This window comes from Nostoc sp., from assembly GCF_036917195.1.
Taxonomy (GTDB): Bacteria; Cyanobacteriota; Cyanobacteriia; order Cyanobacteriales; family Nostocaceae; genus Nostoc.
Window position 1 is genome coordinate 1 of sequence record NZ_JBALDG010000050.1, and the last position, 26,647, is coordinate 26,647.

The 26,647-nt window shown below is 41.0% G+C and carries 26 protein-coding genes and 1 pseudogene; 12 read left to right on the top strand and 15 right to left on the bottom strand.

Annotated features, from left to right (window positions below):
- Window positions 1–130: 130 nt before the first annotated feature.
- Window positions 131–388 carry a hypothetical protein gene (locus V7K40_RS15350; RefSeq protein ID WP_334960983.1) on the bottom strand — a complete coding sequence of 86 codons (258 nt, stop codon included), beginning with the start codon at window positions 386–388 and terminating at the stop codon, window positions 131–133.
- Here V7K40_RS15350 and V7K40_RS15355 point away from each other — a divergent pair.
- Window positions 317–478, top strand: a pseudogene (locus V7K40_RS15355) (alpha/beta hydrolase); the annotation flags it as partial. The gene V7K40_RS15350 and the pseudogene V7K40_RS15355 overlap by 72 nt on opposite strands.
- A 235-nt stretch (window positions 479–713) precedes the next feature.
- Here the strand turns inward: V7K40_RS15355 and V7K40_RS15360 are convergent.
- Both V7K40_RS15360 and V7K40_RS15365 read right to left on the bottom strand, forming a co-directional pair.
- The gene (locus tag V7K40_RS15360) at window positions 714–1,061 is read right to left on the bottom strand and encodes a hypothetical protein (RefSeq protein ID WP_334960985.1); all 348 of its coding nucleotides are present in this window, start codon (window positions 1,059–1,061) and stop codon (window positions 714–716) included.
- 63 nt (window positions 1,062–1,124) lie between these two features.
- Window positions 1,125–2,609, bottom strand: coding sequence for a CIA30 family protein (locus tag V7K40_RS15365; RefSeq protein WP_334960987.1), 1,485 nt, complete (start codon window positions 2,607–2,609; stop codon window positions 1,125–1,127).
- A 351-nt stretch (window positions 2,610–2,960) separates the two neighbouring features.
- Here V7K40_RS15365 and V7K40_RS15370 point away from each other — a divergent pair, with 351 nt between their 5' ends.
- From V7K40_RS15370 to V7K40_RS15380, 3 genes are all read left to right on the top strand, one after another.
- A complete protein-coding gene (locus V7K40_RS15370; RefSeq protein WP_334960989.1) occupies window positions 2,961–3,470 on the top strand; it encodes a pyridoxamine 5'-phosphate oxidase family protein in 510 nt (169 codons plus the stop codon).
- A gap of 248 nt (window positions 3,471–3,718) precedes the next feature.
- On the top strand, window positions 3,719–4,618 hold the full coding sequence (locus V7K40_RS15375; RefSeq protein ID WP_334960991.1) for an alpha/beta hydrolase: 900 nt from the start codon (window positions 3,719–3,721) through the stop codon (window positions 4,616–4,618).
- Window positions 4,619–5,066: 448 nt separating this feature from the next.
- Window positions 5,067–5,462 carry a hypothetical protein gene (locus V7K40_RS15380; protein ID WP_334960994.1) on the top strand — a complete coding sequence of 132 codons (396 nt, stop codon included), beginning with the start codon at window positions 5,067–5,069 and terminating at the stop codon, window positions 5,460–5,462.
- Window positions 5,463–5,748: 286 nt separating this feature from the next.
- Here V7K40_RS15380 and V7K40_RS15385 read toward each other — a convergent pair whose 3' ends face one another.
- On the bottom strand, window positions 5,749–6,417 hold the full coding sequence (locus tag V7K40_RS15385) for a LuxR C-terminal-related transcriptional regulator (RefSeq protein WP_334960996.1): 669 nt from the start codon (window positions 6,415–6,417) through the stop codon (window positions 5,749–5,751).
- Between the two features lie 100 nt (window positions 6,418–6,517).
- Here V7K40_RS15385 and V7K40_RS15390 point away from each other — a divergent pair, with 100 nt between their 5' ends.
- The 3 genes from V7K40_RS15390 to V7K40_RS15400 all read left to right on the top strand — a co-directional run bounded on the left by V7K40_RS15390 (window position 6,518) and on the right by V7K40_RS15400 (window position 8,518).
- Complete coding sequence (locus V7K40_RS15390; RefSeq protein ID WP_334960998.1) at window positions 6,518–7,174, top strand: DUF3386 domain-containing protein; 657 nt, start codon at window positions 6,518–6,520, stop codon at window positions 7,172–7,174.
- Between the two features lie 175 nt (window positions 7,175–7,349).
- Window positions 7,350–8,111: a hypothetical protein gene (locus V7K40_RS15395; protein WP_334961000.1), complete on the top strand. Its 762-nt coding sequence runs from the start codon at window positions 7,350–7,352 to the stop codon at window positions 8,109–8,111.
- Between the two features lie 236 nt (window positions 8,112–8,347).
- Window positions 8,348–8,518: a hypothetical protein gene (locus V7K40_RS15400; protein WP_334961002.1), complete on the top strand. Its 171-nt coding sequence runs from the start codon at window positions 8,348–8,350 to the stop codon at window positions 8,516–8,518.
- 462 nt (window positions 8,519–8,980) lie between these two features.
- Here the strand turns inward: V7K40_RS15400 and V7K40_RS15405 are convergent, their stop codons facing one another.
- Both V7K40_RS15405 and V7K40_RS15410 read right to left on the bottom strand, forming a co-directional pair.
- Entirely contained in the window at window positions 8,981–11,644 is a 2,664-nt protein-coding gene (locus tag V7K40_RS15405) for a CHAT domain-containing protein (protein ID WP_334961004.1), read from the bottom strand.
- Entirely contained in the window at window positions 11,641–11,886 is a 246-nt protein-coding gene (locus V7K40_RS15410; protein WP_334961006.1) for a hypothetical protein, read from the bottom strand. Before V7K40_RS15410 ends, V7K40_RS15405 begins: the two co-directional genes overlap by 4 nt.
- 388 nt (window positions 11,887–12,274) lie before the next feature.
- Here V7K40_RS15410 and V7K40_RS15415 point away from each other — a divergent pair, with 388 nt between their 5' ends.
- From V7K40_RS15415 to V7K40_RS15425, 3 genes are all read left to right on the top strand, one after another.
- Entirely contained in the window at window positions 12,275–13,465 is a 1,191-nt protein-coding gene (locus tag V7K40_RS15415; protein ID WP_334961008.1) for a sigma-70 family RNA polymerase sigma factor, read from the top strand.
- 64 nt (window positions 13,466–13,529) lie between these two features.
- Window positions 13,530–14,681, top strand: coding sequence for a DUF1822 family protein (locus V7K40_RS15420; RefSeq protein WP_334961010.1), 1,152 nt, complete (start codon window positions 13,530–13,532; stop codon window positions 14,679–14,681).
- Window positions 14,682–15,209: 528 nt separating this feature from the next.
- Window positions 15,210–15,470, top strand: coding sequence for a hypothetical protein (locus V7K40_RS15425; RefSeq protein WP_334961012.1), 261 nt, complete (start codon window positions 15,210–15,212; stop codon window positions 15,468–15,470).
- Between the two features lie 112 nt (window positions 15,471–15,582).
- Here the strand turns inward: V7K40_RS15425 and V7K40_RS15430 are convergent, their stop codons facing one another.
- The 4 genes from V7K40_RS15430 to V7K40_RS15445 all read right to left on the bottom strand — a co-directional run bounded on the left by V7K40_RS15430 (window position 15,583) and on the right by V7K40_RS15445 (window position 19,635).
- Complete coding sequence (locus tag V7K40_RS15430) at window positions 15,583–16,686, bottom strand: WG repeat-containing protein (RefSeq protein ID WP_334961013.1); 1,104 nt, start codon at window positions 16,684–16,686, stop codon at window positions 15,583–15,585.
- A 1,092-nt stretch (window positions 16,687–17,778) separates the two neighbouring features.
- Window positions 17,779–18,171, bottom strand: a complete 393-nt coding sequence (locus V7K40_RS15435; protein ID WP_334961015.1) for a carboxymuconolactone decarboxylase family protein — start codon at window positions 18,169–18,171, stop codon at window positions 17,779–17,781.
- 26 nt (window positions 18,172–18,197) lie between these two features.
- The gene (locus tag V7K40_RS15440) at window positions 18,198–18,746 is read right to left on the bottom strand and encodes a retropepsin-like aspartic protease (RefSeq protein WP_334961017.1); all 549 of its coding nucleotides are present in this window, start codon (window positions 18,744–18,746) and stop codon (window positions 18,198–18,200) included.
- A gap of 433 nt (window positions 18,747–19,179) precedes the next feature.
- Complete coding sequence (locus V7K40_RS15445; protein WP_334961019.1) at window positions 19,180–19,635, bottom strand: hypothetical protein; 456 nt, start codon at window positions 19,633–19,635, stop codon at window positions 19,180–19,182.
- Between the two features lie 351 nt (window positions 19,636–19,986).
- Here V7K40_RS15445 and V7K40_RS15450 point away from each other — a divergent pair, with 351 nt between their 5' ends.
- Window positions 19,987–20,859 carry a GNAT family N-acetyltransferase gene (locus V7K40_RS15450; protein ID WP_334961021.1) on the top strand — a complete coding sequence of 291 codons (873 nt, stop codon included), beginning with the start codon at window positions 19,987–19,989 and terminating at the stop codon, window positions 20,857–20,859.
- Window positions 20,860–21,129: 270 nt separating this feature from the next.
- Complete coding sequence (locus V7K40_RS15455; protein WP_334961023.1) at window positions 21,130–21,918, top strand: Uma2 family endonuclease; 789 nt, start codon at window positions 21,130–21,132, stop codon at window positions 21,916–21,918.
- Window positions 21,919–22,161: 243 nt separating this feature from the next.
- Here V7K40_RS15455 and V7K40_RS15460 read toward each other — a convergent pair whose 3' ends face one another.
- From V7K40_RS15460 to V7K40_RS15480, 5 genes are all read right to left on the bottom strand, one after another.
- On the bottom strand, window positions 22,162–22,695 hold the full coding sequence (locus tag V7K40_RS15460; protein WP_334961025.1) for a hypothetical protein: 534 nt from the start codon (window positions 22,693–22,695) through the stop codon (window positions 22,162–22,164).
- Between the two features lie 169 nt (window positions 22,696–22,864).
- Complete coding sequence (locus V7K40_RS15465) at window positions 22,865–23,434, bottom strand: DUF4142 domain-containing protein (protein WP_334961027.1); 570 nt, start codon at window positions 23,432–23,434, stop codon at window positions 22,865–22,867.
- A 69-nt stretch (window positions 23,435–23,503) separates the two neighbouring features.
- Entirely contained in the window at window positions 23,504–23,707 is a 204-nt protein-coding gene (locus V7K40_RS15470; protein ID WP_334961029.1) for a ChaB family protein, read from the bottom strand.
- An 18-nt stretch (window positions 23,708–23,725) separates the two neighbouring features.
- Window positions 23,726–24,847, bottom strand: a complete 1,122-nt coding sequence (locus V7K40_RS15475) for an aldo/keto reductase (RefSeq protein WP_334961031.1) — start codon at window positions 24,845–24,847, stop codon at window positions 23,726–23,728.
- A 135-nt stretch (window positions 24,848–24,982) separates the two neighbouring features.
- Window positions 24,983–25,426 (bottom strand): pyridoxamine 5'-phosphate oxidase family protein, encoded by a 444-nt coding sequence (locus tag V7K40_RS15480; RefSeq protein WP_334961033.1) that lies wholly within the window; start codon window positions 25,424–25,426, stop codon window positions 24,983–24,985.
- Window positions 25,427–26,647: the final 1,221 nt, after the last annotated feature.

The window sequence follows — 26,647 nt, forward strand, 5'->3', positions numbered from 1 at the left end:
CAACCTCCTGCACCACGTTACACTAAAGGCGTGTTGGCGAAATATGCCTTTTTGGTATCTTCTAGCAGCATTGGTGCTGTGACAGATTTGGACTTGTTCAATAATATTATGTCCGGATAAATAGTTCTAATTAAGAATCCCGTGTTTTAGGCCACCAGTAATAGCAGGTTAATCCTTGAATTAAATCATGTTGTTTGATCATCTGTTGACAGCGATAGACTAAAAGTTCTTCCAGTTCGTCACTCGATGCAGGTGAAGAGTTAGCAACCACCTCGTTAGTTACAGGCCATAAGAACTGAAGAGCTGCATCAGGGGAGTAAGCTTTTCCCAGCAACTTGCTCAAGGCATTCCCAAGGCTGAACTTGTAGTCCTCGACGGTGGGGGTCATGGCTTTTTAATTGAGTCGCCGGATGCTGTGGTTTCAGCCATGCTTAACTTCCTGGGGAAGTTGAAGCCAGCTTACACCAATTCTTTGTGAAACGGGGGCAAAATCCCTTGTTAAAAGTAGGCAACCTGACGCCACAGTGTACTAGTAATAAGTTTTGGGCGTTGCTGATTGCGGTATGAAAAATGTGTATGTCATGCTGAATGGAGCAAAGCAAAATGAAGCATCTATCGGGATTCTTCGCTGCACTTCGTTGCGCTCAGAATGACAAATCATACTTGATTCAGCAACGCTAAGTTTTGAAACCTAGACAGGGTAATTTAAATATTCAGCGAGTTTCTAATTTAGAAACTCGCTCCTCTAATTTATTGACTTGTTGCTTTAATTCAACCACCAAAGTTGCCAGCCGATCAAACATCTGATCTTGCTGCGATAAGTTCCCTCTGGAACCAGTTGACTGTCGTGGGGTAAGTGTTGTTCTTCGGGCTGGAGACTGGCGCCTTTGACCGAGTTGAGACTCTATCTGGTTTAACCGCGACTCGACACGATTAAAATCCGCTTCCAGGTTGTTGATGCGCGACTCCACTTGCTGCGATGAAGCAGTGTTTCCAAATAACCCACCCCAGATAATTGTTGCTAAAATCCCAGCAACTATTAGCACTTGGATTTTTTTCATAACAGTCTATTTAAACAGGATATATTTGTATGGGTACAGAGGATAAGTCTGTATTCACTTCACTTATTTATCCTGTTCTAAGTTAGAAAATAGCTTCTGCCAATCGATAGAGTTAAGAGTATTATCTCCCTGTTTTACCTCAAACGTGACATTACAAGCTTTCGCTAGTTTTAGCGCTTGCACACAAAGTTCTGCCACATCCTCACGGCTGATTTTGCCCTTAATATTATCGCCTTGCTCAAATATTAATTCTTTACTCCTTGGTTCCTCAGTTAAAGCACAAGGTCTAATAATCGTATAAGGAATTCCGCTTTCTCTTAAACTATCTTCTCCCTTCAACTTCCAAGTTAAAATTCCTCCCAATTGGTCATTTAATTTCACGGCTGGCGGTTCTTCATCTAAATTAATCCCAGGGCGTCCGGGACGAGTCACGCCTGCTGAACTGACTAGAATAAATTGTGGTAAGGTTGTACCGCCATAAGCTTTAATTGATTCCAACTGCAAAGCAAAACCACCGGCAGAAAATTTGGGATTCAAAGCACCATCATGTTCAAATTTGCTCAACATCAGTTGGAATGAACAAATTCTATTCTGCTCAAGTGGCGGCGCATCCTTGACAGTTTTTGCCCGAAAGACGGGAATCAAATCTGCAAAGGGAATCTGAACATCTATCCAGGTATTAGCTACAGTATCGAAAGAATAGCTATAACCAATGCCATCCCATTTTGTATCTGTCCGTAGGAAGATTTTATAACGCTGACCGTCACCTTTGACGCGCAATTTCACACCTTCGTGACCAGATAAATTGAAGGGGGGATCAAAATTCTTAGTTCTGATAGAAGCAAATCCGCCAGAGTTATCGGTGGAGACATTACCAGCAAATAAAGCTGTATTTTCTACTAATTGGATATTACTGGCACTCACGCCACCCATGACGACATCATCCAGCGCCCCCCAGTTATCCTTTAATTCTGCTGATGGCTTTGTGAAATCAAATATTAGTTTTTCGTTTGCTTGGGGTAGATATTTTGCAGCCGCTTGGACTAAGTTTTTCACACCTTGATATTCTACATTTTCTGGGGTGTCGCCGACAATTTCTGGCTGGTAAAATTTCACACCTTGATAATATTTTGCTCTATCTGCTGTGTCTCCCTCTACTGGTTGCACACGCACTGCTGTACAACAAACTACAGCTTGGATATCAGCCATAACTAAAGGAGTTAAAGTTTGAGGTTGAGTGATATCCGCAACTACCAAGTCTATCTCATTACCAAGAATTGACCGCGCTTTATCAATGTCTCTAACAAGCGCCCGAACTTTATAACCCCGTTCGAGCGATCGCTGCACCACTCGTTTACCTACACCACCTGTTGCACCTGCTACTAGTATTACACCCATGTTTCTTCCTCCATTGGGTCTATCTTGATTATCCTTAGGACGGCCTTGGATTAACTGCTGTACCCAGTTAAGGAAAGGAATTACCTCAAAGTAAGTCAGGGTTTCGATAAACCTGCCTAAATCCCATTGAGAACGATTTTTGTCAGTCACATTTGCGTCCTCACAACTTTCTTAAGTTTAGCCCAATCTTTGTTTCTCCAAATCCTCCGGTACTCATAACTTTGCTTTAATTGGGGAAAGGGTACGGGTGATACCTGTAACCTATTCCCTTCAACGAAGAGGCAAGGGGAAGGGGCGCGTAAATCCAGCGAACATCTCAATTAACAAGACTTGGGGCAAAATGCCTTGTCTTAAAGGTAGGCAAACTGACACCACAGGATCTTAGCTACAATTAAGCCAAATCTTTGGCATTCCATGCGACACTGAACAGCTTATCGTAGACATCGCTCAATCACGTTAGGATACATAATTAGGTGTTCCTAATCAAACGGTAATTTACTTATGAGCCAACTTGAAAACATTCAAGCTGAATATGAAAAGTTTCATGAAGAGTTTGAGAGTGTAATCATTAGCACCGTGAGCGCACAGGCAATACCCAATGCTAGTTATGCTCCCTTTGTAATGGATAATTCCAAGAATATCTACATTTACGTCAGTGGTCTTTCAACTCATACCAAAAATCTCTATGCTAATCCTCATGTTAATGTCTTGTTTATCGAGGATGAAGCCAAGAGTAATCTAATTTTTGCCCGTCGTCGTTTGAGTTTTGATTGTACGGCAACTTTGATAGAGCGTGAAACTGATAAGTGGAATCAAATTGTTGAGCAATTTCAAGGGCGGTTTGGTCAAATTATTGAGGTTTTGCGCAGCTTGTCTGACTTTCGGATTTTCCAGTTAACTCCTAGTGAAGGTCGTTTTATAGTTGGTTTTGGGGAAGCTTATTACATCAGTGGTGATCACCTCAATCAACTTGTTCAGATTACAGGAAATAGTGACCAAAAGCAAAAATAAGCAATGCAAATTTAAAAATTAAATCTGATTATTAAGAAGCATCGTGGCGGAATAATTCGTAATTAATGGTATAATTTAAAGGATTGATCAATAAAGACATAAAACCCATACAGTATCGACAATTCAGACTGCCCCATTTATTCGTAGGGTAATTATGAGTTATGAATTAGTTCTATGAGTAAGCTTTACTTTATACCTTGTAATTTTGCCTTCGCGTAAAGTGCGATTAAACTAAACTCTTTAATTTTATGCTTCAGTTTCAACCTCCTGGCTTTGGACATAAACTTATCCATACATCCTTGGGGGCAATGGTTTACTATACCCAAACGAATGCACCTTGGGCGATGCCTGCGGCGGCGATCGCTGATACTGAAGATTTACGCCCACTACTGTTTCTCCATAACTTTGGTGGTGGGGCGTCTGCATATGAATGGTCTAAAGTTTACCCAGCTTTTGCCTCTAATTACCACATTTTAGCCCCCGATCTAATCGGCTGGGGAGAATCGGCTCATCCAGTCCGAGATTATAAAATTAGGGATTATCTCACCACGATCGCAGAGTTTATTATCCAAACTTGTCGCCAGCCCGTAACAGTGGTAGCCTCATCTCTAACAGCCGCTTTTGCTATCCGCCTAGCTATTGTTCAACCCAATTTATTCAAAGCACTGTTTTTAGTGTGTCCCTCTGGATTTGATGATTTTGGGGAGGGTGCTGGACGCAGACTTCCGCTTTCGGTGATCAATACGCCTCTGTTGGACAATTTTATTTATATCCTTGGTGCTGAAAATGAAATTGCAGTCCGAAATTTTTTACAAAGTTTTCTGTTTGCCAAGTCACAACGAGTATCAGAAGAGATGGTAGAGGCTTATTTAACCTCTGCACAACAGCCTAATGCTAAGTTTGCCGCTTTGTCATTTTTGCGGGGCGACCTTTATTTTGACCTGAGTTTATATGTTCAACAACTGACAATTCCCACGAGGATTTTTTGGGGAGAAAAGGCACAATTTACCAACATCAAACTAGGACGACGCTTGGCAAATTTAAATGTAAGTGCAATTCAAGATTTTTATGCGATCGCAGATGCAGGAATATTACCTCATTTGGAAATACCAGAAGTTCTCATTGGTTTACTGCAACGGTATCTTTAGGAGTTAGAAGTTTGAATTCCTGATTTTTACCTGTTACCTCCTACTTAGAAAGCAACTCTGCATTTAATGCTTTAGTAATGCGATCGCCAGAAGCTTGGAAGTCGGTCTTGATGTAAATATCAAGGTTTTCACTAAGTTGTTTTAGTCAGTCTTGATTAGTAATTTTTAATTCTTCTTTCTCCAATTTCTAATAACAGTTTTATATATTCCGCAATCGCTTTCGGATAATGCTCTTTCATTATGCAAACTCTCTAATTAAAGGCAGATTGCTCGTTGCTTGTACCCATAGACGAATTACAAATATCCATGCATCTAACAAATCACATCTTCCCCAAGCAAGATTTAAAAAATATTTCTTTCTGATAACTCAGATATGCCTTTTGTTAGAAGCATAATTACCTTTTTATAGTTAATCTTTAATTTGTACTCAAAAAACAGGCTAATTGGCATGATAAATTTGATTTCTAGGACGATTGGTCACATCAGTTCTTTGCTTAAAGAACTTCAGGTAAAATCTTTTTTGGCTGTTGTCCTAGTTGGTTTTCTAGTGCTGACAACAAATGTTAGTGATGGGCAAAATGACAAAGGCTTAAAGGAGAGAGTTCGCGAACAGGTAGAGCAAAATGATGCTCAAAGACCGAAAACAGTAGGGGACTGGTTTAAAGACGCTCGTGAAACTGAAAATTCTCCTGGTGAACGACTTCAGAAGATTGGGCAACAGTCAGGAGAAGCCCTTAAAGAGTTTGGATCTGGATACGTAAAGGGCGCTCAAGAAACTGCTAGTGATGTAGGGGACAGTGCGGCAGATACAGCCAAAGATATCTCAAAGAAAGTTATACCCTAAATGCGTTACCATCCTCTATTGGCAGCAAGTAGTAATAACTTTTCGCCAATAAATGAGTAATAATAGGAACGCTGGTGTCTAACTAACGAACTTTTCTAATGCTTGGGTAACAGGCTTACCTTTCTTGATTAAAGATTGTAGCATTTCTCAGTTGCATAAAATATAGGACTTTAGTAGGGGCGCACAGCTAGCTGTACGCCCCTATTGCGTGTTGCATCCAAAATAGAATTGCTAATATTTAAGTTGCCGCAGCTACACGTTTTAGGCTTTTGTGAATTATCCTTTATCAAACTTGTATATCTTGCAGTTTTGCCACCATTTCTGCACGCGCCGAAACCTTCAACTTACGAAACATCCTCTTCAAAGCTTGTTTGACGGAATTTTGCGTAATCCAAAGTTTTTCCCCAATTTCCGCGTTCGTTAACCCCTGCGCCACTAACTCGGCAATTTCTAACTCACGCGCTGTTAGAGGACTTACTAAAAGGGAATTGGATATTTTTGGTTTTGTCCGTAGAGTCGCCATTTTCGCTGATAAATGAATACATAAGGCACTCAAATCTGCCAAATCGTTGCCATTAAAAGCAGGATATCCCTTGTCACGAGCCAAGTTAAGCGTTCCTACAAGACGACCATCATAAACTATTGGCCCGGTCATCACGTGTTCGTGATCAGAACGCGAACAAAAATGCTTCCAGTCTTTCGGTGATAATAATAATTGCTCATGGGCAGGAGCATGACGCTCAACCACGTAGCGCCCGACTGGATTGCTTTCTAAGCATACTGCTGGAATACCCTGAATATCAATGTCAGTCGTTGGCTGCTCATTTAGGAAATAAATACCCCAATTTTGCACGCAAAAATGCTCACCAATTTTTTCCGTGAGAGCTAGTCTTAATTCTTGCTCATTTTGGACATTGGCGATCGCATCAAATACGGCGTAGAGAGAATTAACCATAAGTGTACCCAGTTGGGGACTATCCAAGCCTCAACAATTACTTCTATGCTAATACCAGGAAAACTAAAACGCTAATTACAGTAGCGACTAGGAGAAGCACATGACAGTTACACAACTCTCTGCTCAGGAACTTTTCCGGGCTGCTTATGAGAATCGTTATACTTGGGACAAAAATTTTCCTGGTTATACCGCAAATATCACCTTTAAGCAAGATGATAAAGTATTTACAGGCAAAGTTATCATTAGCGCCAATCTCAAAGCCGAAGTTTTGGACGTAGATGACGAGTCGGCCAAGCAGGCTATTCATGGTCAAGCCTGGGAAATAGCAATTCACCGCATTCGCCGCAGTTTTGAAGATACCCACAGCGCCAATACGTTTAGCTATGGTAAAACTGACGAAACTGGTGCGGTTGAGCTTTTAATGGGTGGTAAGGCTGAGGGCGATAAATACAAAGTCCGCAATAATGAAGTATGCCATGTTCACCGTTTTATCCACGGTACTTACGTGACAATTGACACCTTTAGCAGTCATGACACCGGGGAAGGTTACCTTTCTCACACCTATGACTCTGTGTACCATGACCCTAAAACTGGGGAACAAAAGGGTGGTAGAAGCGAATTTACTGATGAGTATGAAAAAGTTGGTGAGTATTTCATCTTAAATCGTCGGGAGATTCGTACCGAGACAGCAGGACAAGTATCTATTCAAGAATTTGTCTTCTCTGATATCAAATTGTTGGAACCTGTTGCTGCTTAAGCTTTATTTTATCATCTAAAAATTAGCGTTCGCTCCCTTAAGTTAAAGAGCGATCGCTTTGATTTTTTGGATTTAATAAAGTCTTGTCAATAAGTGGCTGTTTTCGGTCAGCATCAGGAAAATAATTGAGTGGAATTGTAGCTATGACTAACCCCAATTAAATTGGAGACAAGTCATGAAAATTTTGCACAAGACAGAGAACCTATTGACACTTCGACTGCGACCTGTGCGGGTTTGGATACTCGGAGGTATACTTGCAGCGGCTGGATTTTCTGTAATCGCAATATTTGCCCAAGTGACTACCTTCACTTGTACCCGGATTGAGCCAACCAATTGTAAGTTAGTGACATCAGGATTACTGGCATCAAAGCCGAAAGAATTCTCGCTGAATATGTTACAGGGCGCTAAAGTTGAAGAGAGTAGTAATGATAGTCATGGCAATAGCACTTATCGAGTCGTCATCCTTACTAGCAATGGTGAGGTTCCTTTCACATCCTACTTCGACTCTGATCATAGTAAGAAGGAAACAATTGTATCCCATATTACAAACTTTATTAGCAATCCTAAAATAACATCTTTGACAGAAAAGCAAGATGATCGATTATGGATGTATTTAATCGGAGGTATCTTTGTAAGTGGTGGTGTGATCACTCTGTTAACGAGAGTCGTTACGTGCGTGTTTGATAAAACCCTTGATATCTTGACTGTCAAGCAGCAAGGTTTATCAGGTACAAAATTTCTTGAGCATCGACTCAGCGAGATTAAGGATGTTATTGTGGAAGAAAAATCAACTACCAATCATAGCAGTAACTACCGAGTTACCATTGTGCTAGTATCTGGCGATCGCCTACCTCTTACTTCTTATTACAGTTCTGATAGGACAAGCAAGCAAGAAACGGCATCGTGCATCAAAAGTTTCCTAAATCTTAATAAATGAACTCTTGTACTAAGTGACTTAAATACCGTTTTCTTCCATATATGCTCTAATGTCTATGTCTAAGTTGTAGGGTGCGTTATAGCAACGCTTAACACACCGATAAATGTGGCGCGTTACGGCTAATCCTCACTCTCTCAAATTCCCAAATCCTTGCGTAGCCGTAACACACCCTACTTAATATTTACTTTATAAATAGGCTCTAAGGGTGGATTCTTAACATAAATGAACAATGAGATATGCAAACAGCATGGAAAGAAGCACGGTTTAATCTTTATCAGGGAACCGTGCTTTTAGATGCAGAAGAGTTCACTATAGAAGTTCTGGGTGGAGATGATCTTGATAACATTCTTTTGGGTGTGCGTTGGTTACAGACAAAACGACTAGTGGCAGATTTTGTAGAGTGTTGACATTGGAGTAAAGGCGATCGCTTTATTGTTAGTTTGAGGATCGCTTTCTCTCTACATTATGCAACCCCCATCACTCTCAACGATTTAAAATTCTGTTGGGTAGACGCGCAGCCGTTTATCGTCAGACATCGCTTTGAATTTTAACGTTTTGAGCGATAATTGCAAACTTTTTGAGATGATAACCAAAATCAATCAACTATACAAGTTCAATAGTCATTAAGTGTTTCCAGAATTGGATAATTTATTACTAACGTAAAAAAATCAAATAATTTGCGTTAAGATATAACGGTTCTATCTATCTAGTAAGCAATTTTGAATCCCGATCTAGTCTTAGATGGAAGTATTTAGAAAATAACTAAGCGATCGCTAAAACTTTGTACAGACGGCAATCGTAATAATATCAATTAATTTATGCCGTTGAGTAGTTCACTACCGATATTTGCGACTAAAGCACAGGCTTTATCAAAGCCAGTTACCAACTAAAACATAAGGTGCCCAGTAGCCAGGACGACTGTAATTAGGATAATCTTTTAGCAACTTTACTTGGGCACGACGCAAGGCTTCAGCCTTTGTCACCTTAGTTTTAACTAACTCACGGTAAAATTCACCAATTAAGATAGCAGTAGATTTATCACTGATATGCCACAGTGAAGCCAAGGTACTACGGGCACCAGCTTTCACGGATGCTCCTGCTAGCCCTAGCGTGGCGCGATTGTCACTAGCAGCAGTTTCGCAAGCACTTAAAACCAGCATTTCCAAGGCTTCTGAGCGAGTTTGATCCCGACGCCGCAACAGGCTATCAAATTGCATCACGTTGATCGGGCCATCAGCAGCAAGTATAAAAGTATTCTCAGCACGGGAGCTAAATTGACCGTGGGTTGCCAGATGTAACACATTAAATGGCACAGCATTTACTTTACTTTCTAGGTTTTTGCTGTTGAAGTCCCGATCTAGTAACTCGGTGGTAGACACGATCGCTTGAGAAATAGAGTTAAATTCTGATTTAATTTCTGGTAACGGTGGAAATTGCTGTTGAAAGTTTTGTGGTGGTTGTACTAACCCAGCAGCTAGGACGTTGAGTTTTGTTTGTGTCAGGGGTTTAGGTGCGAGTAACTGGAGTCCCAAGCTGAGTGCTACAGCATATTTTTCTACCAGATATTGCTCACCGTCATACAATATAGCCATTGGCACGTTTTGCAATATTCCATCCAGTACAAATACAAGGGTTTTGACTCCACTTTCTTTTAAATCTGACTCAATTTCTTTGATTAACCACCCATAGACTTCCTGTGACAGCGCCTGCACTTCCTCAGTCCTATCAGGTTCTAAAAGATACTCTCTAAGTTCTCTTATAATCCCTTCTACTTCCTTCTGGGACTTGTTTACTGTATAATTACGCAGTGGCTGTTGAGGAATTTTGACAATCACTTGGAGTTTAGAAGGCAGAATAATTGGATAAATGATTGCGGCTGTGGGATTATCTTTATCTACCACTGTGTCAAGCAAAACAGTTTTGGCATTAATGCAAGCTTCCCGGAAAAAGTTGTCTAATTCCGCCAGTTGCAGTGCTTCAATCCTCTGTCTAGCTTTGTCTAAGATTGGTTCGCTCGGATGAGTTTGCTGAAACTGTAATAGTAATTCTACGGACTCTCGATATACAGGTTCTACACTTTCTTTAAAGGAAAACTGGACATCTCGATTCACAAAAACTAAGTCACTACGGAGAGTCTGCAACTCTCTGACCGCAGTATCATAGGTGGCAATAGCGTCTTCAATCTCTCCCTGCTGTTTTAATAAGCGTCCCAACTGCCAATGCCAACGATAAGCGATATCTGGGGCGTTGATTGTTTGGGCTATAATCAGTGCCTGTTGGGTGAGGTTCTGGGCAATTGGCCATTGTTTAGTTTGCTCATATACAGTGCCCAGAGTACCAAGGGCAAAGCTCTCGGCTCGCTTATCTGCCAAATCCTGAGCTTGTTGCAAAGCGATCGCGCAGATTTGAGCGATTGCTTTGGGTGTAGTGCCGAATTTTATCAAGCTTTGAGCTAGATGAATGCGGGCATAGATAGTTGTCACAGAAGCAGGTAGTTCTGCCACTTGAGTTTGGATTTGCGGCAATAGTGTCTGCGCGGCTGCTGTTTGTCCCGTGCTTACTAGCAAGCTCAACTGATTTATTTGAGCCTGGACTTTGGTAATCAGGTTAGGAGCGATCGCAGCAGCTTGCTGATAAAACTTTATCGCTTCTTGCAAGTCTTGCTGTACTTGTGCCGTGTTGCCTAAACTGAACAAAGCAGCGCTCACATCCTGGGGAGAATCCAATTTTTGAGCAATTGACAAACTTTGCTGTAATACCTGACGAGATTGATCCAAATCTCCCGCCAATTGCAGAGCATTACCGAAAGACCGTAATTCTATTGCTTTTGTGACTGAGTTAGGTTTTGATTGTAACTGCTGCTGCAATTGAGTCAAGATTGTCAAACCCCGACGGTAAAATCCCAAAACTTGCCATGCTTGTGCTTGGTTGATGCGAGCGCGGGTAATACCATTTTGATCACCTAATTGCTTATAGCTGACTTGGGCACGTTGCCAGGTGTTAAGTGCCTGTTCAGCTTGTCCTAAGTCTAGTTGAATACTACCTTGAATATCCAGAATTGGAGCCAGAACCTGAATATTTTGGGAATTAGAGGATTTTTCGAGCAACTTCAAGCTATCTGAAATTGCCTGTTGCGCTTGTGTCAAATTACCCAGTTTTTGATATGCCAATGCTAAATTACTTAATGCCACAGCTTGCTGCAATTCATTGCCTTGGCTGCCATAACTTTTAACTACTTGTTGCAAAACTTTAACCGCTTCTGCAAACTGTCCTGCCTCATACAGCATTTTACCCTGTTGCAGCAAGTCTTGTGTTTGTGCAGTAGGATTTTGGATTGACACTCCAAGAGTTGCGATATGTTGTGTCTCTACAGTTGCAGCAACAGGAAAAGCAATAACGCACAAAAAAGCTGTCACCAGAACCAAGAGAATCAAAACAGGCGAGTCATGTCTTTTTAAGGGACGAATGAACCATATGTTACATCCGTTACATATCCGTTGCCACTGATTGTTTTTATGACTCTTGGGTTTCATCGGATGACATAAATATGTATTATCTCACCTTCGGTCGCCGCTTGCACAGTTCGCAATTCATCCGCCGGACGCACAACCGCTTGTCCTTGGACTGTAAACTTATACTTAGCAACAGCAGCGATTGGAACAGCTAGTCCTAAAACGCAGAGAATAAACATTCCGCCAAAGGTTGTCCAACGACTAATTGGTGGGAGAAATTGGTTTGTTTGAATTGGGGATAAAAAATTTGTGTTGCTAACCATAATGTAATATGAATAAACCGCAGAGACACAAATAAAACAGAGATTTTTACAACTGATTTAGGATTGCTATAGTAGTCCTATTTGATTCCTGAAAAATATGGATAAGGAAACGAACCGCCTTTCCTTCTCTACGAGATGCTGCGCCCTAAGCGAACGCAAGAGCGTCTCTGAGAGTTGCTATGCCGCAGGCTTTACGGAACGCTACGCGTCTGGAACTAAATGAATCTCTCTACATATCACTCTCTACGACGACTTTTACTTTTGTATGCACTGAAAAGAGAAAATTTTTAGAAAAATCTGTAAAATCCTTACGCAGCAAGGAATTAGCATTTGCCTGTATGGCTGTATAATTGAAATCAGCTATGGTTCAAACAACGGCAAATATTCCATGCAACCCCGACAGGGCATTGTTGAAATCTTTTCTACGTTTGTGCAGTTTGATGTAGACCAATTTAGTGGTTGGGCAACAGATGCGAAACTGCGACGCAGTATGAAAGTTTGCCTGGAGGAATCGTCAGCTGAGAAATCTGATACCTTTTGGGCACTTTACTGGTATAGAGTTTGGCAGACTCAATCGAGTGCTGTGGCACTGGCACATCTTTCTGCTTACTTACAAGAGGTGTGCTATTGGACTGCAAGAAAATTTGCCCTCAACTTTCCCACACAATCATCTCTAGCAGACTATTTTCAGATGGCGATCGCTCATCTTGACAAGATCCTCAAAACTTTCAATCCTCAATGCAGTTCGCATTTAAAAGCCTATACAGAATTAGCTTTTGAATGGAGTATCAAGGATGTACTGCGCTTACGTCGGGAAACAGAGATTTGCTCGGACTGGGCTTTATTGCATAAACTCAGCCGTAAACGATTGGTGCAGTCATTACAAAATATAAGCTTTAATACTCAAAGCATCGAGAGTTATGTTTTAGCCTGGGAATGCTTTAAGGAACTCTACACAGGTGACAACGCAAAAATTCGTCAGCTTACCAAACCAGATGCTCTGACTTGGAAGGCTATTACTAATCTTTATAATGCAGAACGTTTAAGCCGATTGAGTTCACCCACTCCCGCAGTCAATCCGCAAACCATAGAAACCTGGCTATTATCTTCTGGTAAAGCTGCTCGTACCTTCCTTTATCCTAAGATTGTTTCTGCAGACGCTCCCCTCAAAGAAGAAGATGATGGTAATTTATTAGATATATTGCCTGCGGATTTGCCAACATCTTTACTAACGGAAATTATTGAGCAGGAAGAAGCTGCAAATACACGAAATCAGCAAGCTCAGTTAAACCAAGTTTTGTACCAAGCGATCGCTGCAATGGATGCTGAGTCACAACAATTACTGCAAATTTACTATGGTCAGAAGCTGACTCAAACAGAAATTGCTGCACAGTTAGAAATTAAGCAATATACTGTTTCTCGTCGCCTTAGCAGCATTAAAAAGTCATTATTACTGACTCTAACGCAGTGGAGTCAAAACAACTTGCATATTTCTCCTAAATCCGACGTAATAGATGCCATAAACACAAGCTTAGAGGAATGGCTCAAAGTCCAATATAGCCATACCCAGATGCAATGAGGAGACAAGAGAGAAAATTCTCTCATGTCTGCCTTAACTCTTTATATGGAGCCATTCTCAAATTATGTTTAACATACCTCCCCCATTCACTATTGACTCACAGCAGTTATATTTGGAAATTCCCCAATCTCCAGAGATGCAAGAACAACCATACTCAACAGCTGGTGCTTGTCAACGTGGGTGGATAAATCAAATTTGCTTACAAGCTTTTTTGCCTTGGTTCAAAGAGGAAATTGCGCCCACCGCTAGGCTTTATCCCAACAGTGCAGCATTACCGAGTTTTTGGGAAGTAGTCAATGGCACAGCGATTACTTTTGATAGCGATCGCCTTGTATTAATTCCCACCCTCGCTATGGATGGTGATGAGTTGCGCGTACCGCAGGAATGGGTAGATATTCCAGAGTGGGTTGCTGACTACTACGTAGCAGTACAGGTCAATCCTGATGATGGCTGGATGAAGATTTTTGGCTACACAACCCATCAAATTCTGACAACAAAAGGGGTTTATGATGCTGGAGACCGTACTTACAGCTTGGAAAGTGAAGATTTAATTCCAGATATGAATGTGCTGTGGGTTACACGCCAACTTAATCATCCAGAAGCCTTAGGTGCCGAGATTACACCTTTAGCTCCTATTGCCAAAACCCAGGCAGAAAACCTCTTAGAAAGGTTGGGTCATCCCGATGTGAAATTCCCGCGTTTGGCAGTTCCATTTTCACTGTGGGGCGCACTTTTGGCACATAGCGGTTGGCGAAAAAAATTGTATGAACTGCGTCAGGGTTTACTCATGCAGTGGTCAATTCCGCAATGCTTGCAGACAGGAGTAGCCAATTTAGCTCAACAGTGGGGATGGGAAAAAAGAGAATTCGTTGTGGTGCCTGCCGGAATGCGGAGTGCAGAACCAGTTATAGGCTTGTCTCGGCAAATAATAGTTGCACAAAATACATATGAGTTACGTATTTTCCCAAAAGCTGCTTCTCAGAACGATGTTTGGCGCTTTGAATTGCGAAGTACAACTCCTGGTGGTCAAATTCCTGCTGGGTTTAAGCTCCGACTACTGACGGAAGACTTACAAGCTTTTGAGAATAATGAAGATATGGCAACAACTTCTGTAGATATGTTGTATTTGGAAGTAATTTTGGAATTAGGAGAAGGATTGGTTTGGGAAATAGAACCCGCACCTGAAGACTATGACCGAGAGATTCTGCGGTTTTAAATCTTAAGCTGTTCCACATTGAGTTTGCAATAGCAACGTTACCTTTATTTTTAATTTTTCTTCCCTATTTAATTATTAACTCTCTCTAGTTTAACAGCCTATTTACAGCAGTTTTCATGTATTTGAACCACATCTGTCGTACGGGTACAGCATTGCTGTGCCCGTAGAGCGTGGTCTATTTACCAGAAAATAGCTGTAATATTATGTCCGGATAAATAGTTCTAATTAACAGTAAACCAAAAAGTTTTTCTCCAAAGAGCGATCGCTAAAATACTTGTATGTTTTAATACTTGTTTGCACACAATTCTTTAACCAGCAGACATAGTATAGATAAGGATTACTTGTAGTTTGGTGATTAAGAATTTCTTGGCGCTAACCTGACGGAATATAAATCCTTTCAATTACTTGATATTTGCGCTGCAAGGCTTGAGATAAAAATGTCCTTGGAAGCAATCAACTAATCAATTCATTACCGAACGGCTTGGTCACGTTAGCGATGCAACAGCTACAAACTACGAAGATTACCAAGTGTGCGACAAAGAAGGTAAACCAATGACTAGAGGAGCTTGGGTAGAGCGCTTGAATGAGGAAATTATCAAACCCACAGAAGCTGTCATTGTACAACCAAGGTTGAGAATGACTGAAGCCGCTAAAAATACAATCGACGACATAGATTTTTTACCTTTCATAGACCAAGTTAGTCGTATAGAAGAACTAATCAGATTAGCAAAAATAGGACAACAATTTGAGGAAGGAAAGTTAGTCAAGGAAGTTGTAATTATCTTTTAACCCGACATCTTCCCTAACAGGTGACAGCATAGCCAAGCTTGTAGCCGCTCTCAACGTTTACTCGTCAAAGACTTCCAGTTATAATTATTCAGTTACGTCTTAGCGTTCGCTCTCATTTTAAAGTTACAGGTTGCCAAACATATTGTCCAGAATGATTAATAAAACCTTCACTAGCTGCATTAACTTTTACATAAGCTAGTCCATTTCTAAAAGGTGACACTCCGTTAAATTTTGGTTGAATAACTATCGAACCACTTCTATTGATGTAGCCCCATTTGCCTTTGATTTTTACAGCTGCTAACCCCTCAGAAAAGGGTTTTGCTTCTTGGATCTTAGGATCAGGGGGAATAGCAATCTTTCCTTGCATATCAATATAACCACATTGTGATAAAATTTTTGTTTGATTAGCTAACTTTAAGCGTACTGGTATTAATCCTTCTGCAACTCCCTTGTCAAGACTGTTAAAATCAGTACCACAACTCAAGTTGAGTTGATTTGTTAGCACCTTTTTGGTTTGATCAATTAATAGAATTTCCACGCGAGTGTACGAGATAGGGAGAACTATAGCTCTGTTCATCACAAAGTCAGTTCCAGCCCAATATGAGGATTCAAAGGGAATTTTTAATTTTCCTGAGTGATCGATATACCCTACCAATCCTGGAAGACCTTCTCCAACTCTTACAAATGCCAAGCCATCAGAAAAACTTCTAACCCTATCAAACTTAGGCTCAATTGCGATCTCTCCTTTAGTATTAATAAAACCCCATTTACCTTTAACTACTACAGGAGCTAATCCATCCTTAAAATCCCCAGCAAAGCTCCAATTTGGTTTGGATTCAATTACCACGTTCCCTCGTTGATCAATAAAGACATGTGAGCCATTTTCTAAATCAACTAATGCTAGTTTTTCTGAAAACGGATGAATATTAGTATATTTCGGGACAATTACAAACTCACCTTTATGATTGATAAAACCCCAACGTTCTTTAACCCTTACAGCTGCCAAGCCATCAGAAAAAGGCTGTGCATCTAGAAACTGTTGTTTAATAACTACTTGACCAGCTTCATTAATAAAGCCGACACCATCAGTGTTTTTGATAATGGAAAACTTCACAATCTCATCAGAAATTTTAGGAATATATCCACTGACACCACATCCAGATATGAAGATGAGATAAGTGATCACAAACAAAGTTGCGATTTTGCCTTTTTTCACGCTCATTTCTCTGTTTTGAAATTTCTGCGTGTATTATAAAGCAAATTACCAGATTAAGAAATTTGGTCATTTCTAATTATACTCGCCTATACAAGAGGATATAGCAATGCATGAGTCAGTGATGGCGTACCCGCCCGCTGTAGACATCGCGTGCTAAAAATCCTGTAGAAGGTAAAGAAAACCTAAACATATCTCACTGTCTCACCCATCGCTAGCGACCCACCACAAGCTACAAGACACAGGACTGTACGAAGAACCCGATTAACTCCAAAAAGAATGCTGAGGAGCCTAAAGTGAACTGGCTGCTTAGAAGCTAAACCCTCCGACACTTCCAACCTTCCAACCCGCTACACCGCCCTATAATGCCCTACAACGGCTCTTAATCCCTTAATATCCAGCGTTTAAGGGATTTTTAACGCTCTAGAGCCTTTGTAGCGGCTACACAGTGTCAAAGCATTGTCTAGGTACTGTCAACGCAGTGTCAAAGCATTGTCCAGTAAACCAAAAAATTTTTTCCAAAGAACGACTGCTAATCAAACTTGCGTACCAAAAAGTAACTTTTATTACATCATGTATAATTAATGCTTATACTGCTTTGAAAGGTTTCAAAAAATGAAATCATGAAAGTAGCGTGTAGCATATTGGCTAAAAAAATTGACTGTTCCATCAGAAGAACTGGCAATAACCGACTCAGAAACTCTTGATGAGGTTATTGAATGTTTAATAGAAAATTTCTCCATTGAAACTCAAGGTATATGTGACCAATAAACTTTATTCGAGATTCTGATAAAAGCAGCCAGCAGTGGAGATAGTATTGAGAATACAGCTAAACTATTAAAGAATGTTCCTACGGCTAATGACAATCTGTTGACAGCGATAGACTAAAAGTTCTTCCAGTTCGTCACTCGATGCAGGTAAAGAGTTAGCAACCACCTCGTTAGTTACAGACCATAGAAACTGAAGAGCTGCATCAGGGGAGTAAGCAGGTAAATAGATTAAATCGATTCCTTCTGGAAGAATTAAATCATTACTTGTATGCCAACCAGCTTGGTCAATAGCAAGTAGGATTCGTTTATGTTCACCAACACCATCCTACGGCTTAAATCTCTCGTCTACCGGAATTTGATAGCCGTTGGCGAGGCGATTGGTCATGTTGGCAGTGGCTGTGATCGCCATTACTTCCCCGAACATGGTATCATTCATTCCCTTGGCACGCGCCGCTGCTGTGTGCGAGGCGATGCAGTACTCACAGCCATTCGTCGCACTCACGGCGATATAAATTAGCTCGCGCATCAGTGGATCAATCTCACCAGGGCTAGTCATCACTTCCTTCACCGCTTGCCAAGTTCTTTGCAAGGTAGGGGGATGGTTAGCTATAGCTTTCCAAAAGTTATTGATATAGTCATTCTGGCGGGTGGTGCGGATGTCATCATAGACTGCGCGGACTTCCTCACTGGCTTCTTCGTATTCAATTAGCTTAGTCATGTTTATAATGTTTTTACCTGCGAACATTAGCGGTGATGAAATTCCACCTCTTTCTCTAAAATCTTAATATCATAGTTGCCAAAGAAATCGTGGCCTAGTAAGCCGATGCTTGCTTTGGGTGCGATCGCTACCTGAAGATTATTGGCTGTAATTCCACCTACTGCAATAGATTTCACCTTACTGGTTGGAAATTCTACTTGGCTACCATCGGCAATTTGGGCTTGCATTGTACCTGTAGCCTGAAGTTGAAGTGTATTCGCCATACTTAGAGTGATAATGGTTTCACTGGCACCTGTATCTACAATCATTTCAAAGGTTTTTTTGTCATTGAAGGTGACATCAATCACTGGAGTTCCACCAAAGCGGCGTTTGACTGGGACTCGAAAAACTCTGTTGTCTGAAGGTGCGACTATATTGCCACAAAGGCTTCCCAATCCAACGGTTTTACCAGAGGAGGTTATCATGTAACATACTCCTGGGTCGTCAGCTATTGCCCGATAAAAGAATGTTAAAAATATCAGCGTCGGCATTAGCCCGATCGCAGTTAAAGTCATGATTTTAATTTGATTATTCATCTTATATTATTTTTCATTTTTCTAAATATTTATTAATATCTAAAATATTTATAATAGGTTTAAAAATTATTACTACTATTCTCGCTAATGTGGATATTTTCAGGACACTTCTCGAACAATTTATAATTCATAATTATTTGTGGAGATATTGTACTTTTTTCATTTATTTTTATCAGATTAAATTATATTTTGCTCAATATATATTAGCTATAATTACTAATTAAGAAATTAAAGATTAGGTAAAGACTCCATAAAACTACTGAGAGTTTATAGTGGTTTTCACTTCGGTGCAATACAGTCACAACCTCACCCCATATTTGAGGCACGCAAACACTCCTCTCTCCTTAGCAAGGAGAGGGGTAGGGAGTAAGTTTGAAAAATCTACTTCATGCAAACGAGAACCGCTATATTTATCAAGAAAATATTAATTAGCTTACTCAAAGGTTGTTGCTGCATGTACAGCAGTTGCGATCGCATTTTTAACAGCAATATCCTTTCGTTCTAAGATGATATTTTCACTAATGGTACGCCCAGCTACTACACCACAAATAGCTGCTGCTGCAAAATTATACACTCCTACGATTTTAAATAGTGTGCCGCATTCCATCTGATAATTTAAGATATTCAAGCGCCGATATTCTTCTGTGATGCCATGCAGCGATCGCATTAAATTTGGATTCGCTGAATCAATGCGTTTTTGTCCTTCGGAAAAAGTATTAAATAATGCGGTAATTCCTACGTAATATTCAACCTCTAATTCTCGCGCGGCTTTAACTAAGGCGACTGTGAGAAACGGATCAGCTGCGGCTGGATACTCCACAGGCGCAATGTCATTTGCTGCACCTTGGCGACACAATGCTGCACTGCCTTTGATCCAAATTCCAATCATTCTCAGTTATATTTTGATTAGAAACCATTTTGCCTCCAATTATTTTCTGAAGTTTATAGATGTTGAATAGGGCTAGTGAATATCTGTGAGTTGGTTTGAGGAAATTTCCCAAGAGACTCAAATATTTTATTTGTGCTTAGTTGCTGCTTGTATCCATTATTTCCTCTTTAGCATGGAATATAAGATTGAACGTGAATAGTACTTTCAAAGGTACTTTTGTGTAGACGCAAAGCTGTTTGTCACCAGATATCGCTGCGGTTATTCTAGGTATAATCAATTTCACAGGTGGCATTCCTAGTATTCCCAGAATCGCTTATTTGGTAAACTGAGTTGGACATTCAGGAGTTTTTTGTGCCTACTTTGAGAACCCTGCAACCTGGAGATGAAGTATCGTTGGAAGCATTTCTCTTGCAACACACTGATACTTCTATGTTTTTGCGCTCTAATTGGCGAGCTGCGGGACTGCTTGACCAAGGTGCAAGATTTCAAGGAACTTACATAGCGGTCTACATAGATGAAACTATAGTGGCAGTTGCAGCTCACTATTGGAATGGGATGATAATAGTCCAAGCCCCTGTACATTTGCTAGAGGTGGTGCAAGCAGTTGTGGCCCAATCTGGCCGTGCTATTTCTGGAATTAGTGGGCCAGCAGCACAAGTCGAAGCAACAAAAAGTATTTTGGGACTTAGCAACCGACCGACTCAGCTTAATGAGCCAGAGATATTATTTTCTCTAACACTGCGAGACTTGCAAATACCTCAAGCCTTAGCATCGGCAAAGGTGCAGTGTCGTTTGCCACATGCAGAGGAGTTGGAATTACTCACCGAATGGTGTGCTGCTTATAATGTGGAAACTTTAGGAAAAACAGATACTTCCAGTTTGCGTCCAGCTTGCCGTCTCGTAATTGAAGCACGTCAATCTACGGCTATGCATTGGGTTTTGGTAGCAGAAGATACTCTCGTTTCTTACTCTGCCTTTAATGCCAGCCTACCTGATATTGTGCAAATTGGTGGAGTGTGGACACCGCCAGCCCTGCGCGGTAAAGGCTATGCCAAAAGTGTAGTAGCAGGCTCATTGTTATATGCGCGATCGCTCTTAGTAAAACGTGCCATCTTGTTTACAGGTGATAATAACCAAGCAGCCCAAGCAGTTTATCGAGGAATTGGCTTTTTGCCTATTGGCGATAAGTATGGCTTAGTGTTATTTGAAGAGACTCAGGCTTGAGAAATATTGGTTTCAACACAAATATTGTTAGAGGCGCAACACCTGACCGAATTTACGATGTTTAAATTTTAGATAATGGAATTGGATAATTCAATTCCATTATTCTTGATACAAGAAAGAGCATTCATCCGGCGCGACTCAATCTTTCGTGGTAAAGAAAGCAGCAAAGGGCGAGAAATTTATGCTGCCCCGTTGTGCAAGGTGTTGAGTTACTCAAAAAGAATTAAATCATAATAGAACTGAGAGTTTCATCATCAGGACTGTCAAAAGATGTATCAAACCGACCCGCCGCGATCGCCAAAAGATGTATTGCCGACCATGTATGATCTTCCCAGTGAAGACCCGGAGGAGCCTGGTTTGCCGGATCAGTTTCATTTATTGCAACCTCGTCTGTTAGACGAAACCTTTCGTCCCCTGAATTACCCAAGCGACGAGATATTTGTTGCAAGCGATCTGAATCTTTATTATGACCCGCGCCATCCACTGTGGTATAAACGACCAGATTGGTTTGCCGTTTTAGGTGTTTCCCGTCTCTATGAACAACGGGATTTACGCTTAAGTTATGTTGTTTGGCAAGAGGGAGTTCATCCTTTTATTGTGGTTGAATTGCTGTCTCCAGGAACTGAAAAGGAAGACTTGGGGCAGACATTGCGGGATATCAAGCAACCACCAGGAAAATGGGAAGTCTATGAGCGGATTCTGCGTGTTCCTTATTATGCAGTATTTGATCGCTACAAATATGAGTTAAAGGTATTTAAGTTGGATGGCGGTCGTTATGCTGAGATAGCACTGTCAGAGTCACGCTTCTGGATACCAGAACTAGAATTAGGCTTGGGTGTATGGCAGGGACGCTATCAAGATGTAGAACAGCCCTGGTTACGCTGGTATGATTGGACAGGCTGCTGGGTATTAACTTCTACAGAACAAGAAAGCCAACGGGCTGAACAAGAAAGCCAACGGGCTGAACAAGAAAGCCAACGGGCTGAACAAGAAAGACAACGGGCTGAACGGTTAATTGCACAATTGCGATCGCTTGGCGTTGAACCCGATGTAGATTAACTTTTATCAACCGAAATGGAATCAACGCGAGTGCATCTGGTAAAGTCGCAATTCGCTTGTGGTTTGGGATTGCCACGCTCCGCTTGCAATGACAGAATAGCGATCGCACATTCGCACATTTATAACTCCCAAATTTTGACTTAAGGGACTGACAAAAAATAAATTATCCAAAATTATTTGTACATTTGTAGGGACGTAAGGCCTTGCGCCCCGGAGATGGGATGTTTTTTTAACTGGAAGTCCCTAATTTCCTACAAGTTTGCTCTTTTGTGAATTGTCTGTATAGCCTTGAATATTTTCTGGTTCAAATTGACGCAGTACGCGCGTAGCTTCGCGGGTTAAATCCTCGTTCCCAGTAACCACAATCAGATATTTACCAGCATTCAGACGGTTACGATAGGGTAAAGCATCGCCACTGCCAACTGTTGAGCCGACTCCTCGACCGATTAAAGCAGCGCCCAAGGCACCGGCTATAGCTCCTAAGATCCCAGCAAGAAATTCATTGCCAAATCGAGCAACCTGGGGAAATATTTCAATTTCTGTAAGATAGTTGAAGGCATAGCCTGCAAAAAATCCAAAGGGTACAAGCCACCATAAGAGCCGAGTTGATTGTTTGCGGGCTTGCTTGTCGGGATTAATCAGTCCAAATTCATCAGCACTTAGATAACCATCGCCTAAAATATTCACTTGTGAAGTTGGCAAGCCCGCTTTTTCTAGAGCAGAGTTGGCGGCTTCTGCTTGTATTCGATCTGGTAAAACTGCAACAAGATAATTCATAAGACCTCGCAAAAAATATTTAAGATGAAGTAAACAATATGTAGACACCTTACTGGCGTCTACATACAAATCTGAGAGCGATTAAAATTTATATTTATAGCAATTGGTTCTCCTACAATTACTCTATCCCGGTAGTGGTTAGGTAAAATTGGGCGATCGCATTATTTGATCACTTGGCACTTCTAGTAGATTGAGCTGTAAGGGCGCGAGCGTGTTGCAAATGCTCTTCCAGAGTCGGCAAAGTTTTAGTTGCCCAAGCCTTCAAGTCCTGATCCTGTCCTTGGTCTGCCTCCCGCTGGAATAAGGATACAGTTTTAACATGATCCTTAACCATCTGGTTCATGTATGCTTGGTCAAAGGTCGCGCCAGAAAGCTTTGAGAGATTAGCCTTCACTTTCCTATTCTCACGCCCGATGCTTTTTGGAAGAGTGATACTTTTCTGGGCAGCTAATTCTTTAAGTTCATTGTTTGCCTGAGTATGATCTTGAACCATACCCTGTCCAAACTGTTTCACCTCATTCTTTAGCGCCCGTTGCGAAGCTAACTGTCCAAGCTGTACTTCTGCCATACCGCCCCTAGCAGCTTGGGTAACAAATTGCCTATCTGTAGAACTGATAGCATTCTGAGTTGCTCTAGTTGGAGTTTGATTTGACTGAGCAGTGGTTATATTTTGTCCAGATGCAGCGGTAAATGCGCCAATGGCTACAAGCGCAGCCATAATTATTTTTTGTTTGCTCATAATTGAAATTTATTCCTTGGTAAAGCTTTTTTTGTGAAACATCAATAAAACTGCTCAATACAATTCGAGCTATTCTGGCTTTTTGTGCCAATGCCCATCATTGCCTTTTTCGTAATCGCGTTTCACCGCGCTCCAAGCAACACGAAAGGCACGCTCTTCTTCACCATATTCTTCTAAAGCATTATTAAATGCAGCCGGAAAAATTTCTTGGGCGTGCTTAGGTAAGTTTTCTTTGACTGAATCTGGTAAGTCTGCAATCTGTTTGTAAGGCATAAATTCTATTTTCCAGTCTTATGTCTGCATTTGGCTTTGGGGTGGAAAGCCATGTTGGATTCTGCCTTCATCAGCATCAAACTGCTTGGAACTTTTGAACAGTTCAAAACGCCCATCGGCAGCATATTGGGCGCAACGATCGCGCAACGCCTGCATTTGGTTTGCCTGCATCGGTTGAAAGCCACGGGCGATCGCTAAGTTTTGCCGCAGTACTTCCAGAGAATCAATACCGCTGACGAGTGTAGCGATCGGTAAACTCATGGCATAGCGAATGGCTTCCTGGGGAGTTACTACACCTTTTTTCACTGCATCAGCATTCCCACTCAGACTTTTCATCCCAATCGCGGCTATTTGGCGTTTGTTGAGTTCTGGTAACACCTGCCGTTCAAAGCTGCGGAAGGTGGCATCAAAACAATTAAGCGGCATTTGCACCGTATCAAATGGGTAATTGTAGGAGAGCATTTTTAGATGAATAGCGGGGTCTTTGTGACCCGTAAAGCCAACGAACCTGACTTTACCCTCTTTTTTCGCCTGATCCAGAGCTTCAATAGCCCCGTTGGCACGAAAAATCATTTCTGGATCGTTGTAGTAAACAACTTCGTGGATTTGCCACAAGTCGAGGTGGTCAGTTTTGAGACGACGTAAGGATTCTTCAAGTTGCTGCATTGCCACTTTGCGATCGCGTCCGTGGGTGCAAACCTTCGTCATCAAAAAAACCTTGTCTCGTCGCCCTTGCAACGCTTCTCCCATCCACTCTTCACTCCGATGCTTGTTATACTCCCAAGCGTTATCCATGAAGGTAATGCCGTTGTCAATGGCTTCGTGGGCGATGCGAATCGCCTCTTCCTTACTCTTTGCTTGCCCTAAACTTGAACCGCCCAAAGCGATCGCCGATACTTTCACTCCTGTTTTTCCCAATGGACGGAGAGGAATTTCACCAGTGTTTGTGCTGTTCGTTAGAGTTGTAGATGATGGTGGAACCTGTGCCGCTTCTACTTCAGAATTGGCATTGAGGATGTGATCAGCAAGGATTGCCCCTGCGCCTGCACCGATAAAACCCATTCCTTTTAAAAAATGTCGCCGCTTTACCTCTAAAGGCAGATGCTTTTGGGCAGCTTCATCATTGTTTTGACCTGTCATTGATTTTTCGTAATTAAAAATACTTAACCTTTGCAATTTTGTCCAAAAATTACATCTCTGAAAATAATTCGTAATTAGTAATTTCATTTTTAACTACGAATTATGAATTAGTAATTAGTTAAACGCGTGATTGTGTCAAAAACTAATTGTTTGTGGCTTAAAACTTGATGCACTATCCCAATAATTCACCTGGTTAATATTCACCTGAAGCAAAGCAATATCGGGTTCGTCCAGTCCTTTAGGAAACCAGGTTTGAAGTTCTGGCTTCCATAGTTCTCGCATCTTGTTGCGGTCTTTCACGAGTTGCGATGTACCTGAAATAGAAACGTATCGCTGCTGCTCAGGTGATGAGAAACTAATATTGACCTGCTCATGTTGTTCAATCTCAGTCACCTTATGGGAACTAGCATAGGTAAAAAACCAGAGGATGTTATCAGAGTTAATCTCGCCACTCTTTGACATGGGGTAACTATGCAAACTTCCATCATCATCGACTGTGGTAAACATCCCATAATCAATATCTTTGATTAGTTCACGCAGCTTTTGAATTTGTTGAGCGCGGTCTGTAGAAATTGCCATTTTTTGTACTTTTTTCTCTATTTACTTTTTCTGGACTGTAATTTTTGATTACAACCAGGTTTAAGAATCGTAAAGTTATTTTTTAGTATTAACGTTTTTAGTTTCAATTGCGTGAGCCTAGAGATGGAATTCTCCTAAAATTAGCTTTTCTAGTTATATCTATAGAGATATTGCTTTGTCTCCCTTCCCGAAGAGTGGGGAGGGGATTAAGGTAAGCCAGTACGGTCTTCTCTCTTGGCGCTAACCTCTGGCAATGTGAGAAGGGAGAAGAAAAGGCTTTAGGCTGCGCTACCCTTGCGTCTAGGGTCTCCCCAAATGAAGCATCTGGCGTGTGGGGTGCAATGACAGTGGGAATCCTAACTAATTATGCGGACATGATATGATTCGTGGCAGCAGCCAATGAGGAGCATTTCCAGACTCTGGTTGCAAACAAGGTTTTAAAGGGGTTTTATTAAATATTGTAGTTTGATTTATTCTCGCTGACTTATTTACTGAGAAAGCATTCAAGCATTTTGAGAAAGTAAAATGTTATTTTGCTTGCGGAAAACACCAAAATGAGTAAGTAAACTGGGGTCTGAGAAAGTCAAATGTCATTTTGCTTGCGGAAAACACCCAAAGGAGTAAGTAAACTGGAGTTTGAGAAAGTCAAATGCCATTTTGCTTGCGGAAAACACCAAAATGAGTAAGTAAACTGGGGTTTGAGAAAGTTAAATGCCATTTTGCTTGCGGAAAACACCAAAATGAGTAAGTAAAATGGCATTTTGAGAAAGCATTTAAGTATTTTGAGAAAGCAATTAGGCTTTTTGATAAGTAATCAGCAAATATACTTGATGATTAAAAATCACGGCTGCACATAGCAAGATTTTATTCGCCCCTAGCGTCTCATAGGGAAAGGTACAAAGCCGACGCTCAGATAACTCAAAATAATATTTATTATATGAATTTTTGAATGAAAATATAAAATCAAATAAATTCTGCAATTGTGAAATTTTATATGACACCCAGCAGCGATCGCTTTGGATATTGCTAAATTAACAAAGTCAATCAAAATCACGTTTAGCTAGCTGCGAGCAATAATGGTATCTATTTGTACTTTGCAGTACGCTTCTTATTCATAGCACGCTATGCATGTTGGCAAAATTTGTACTTATGATAATCCAGACCGGAATTGTTATTTGCTAGCTTGTATAAGATACTCGTGATCATTTAACCATTAACTAC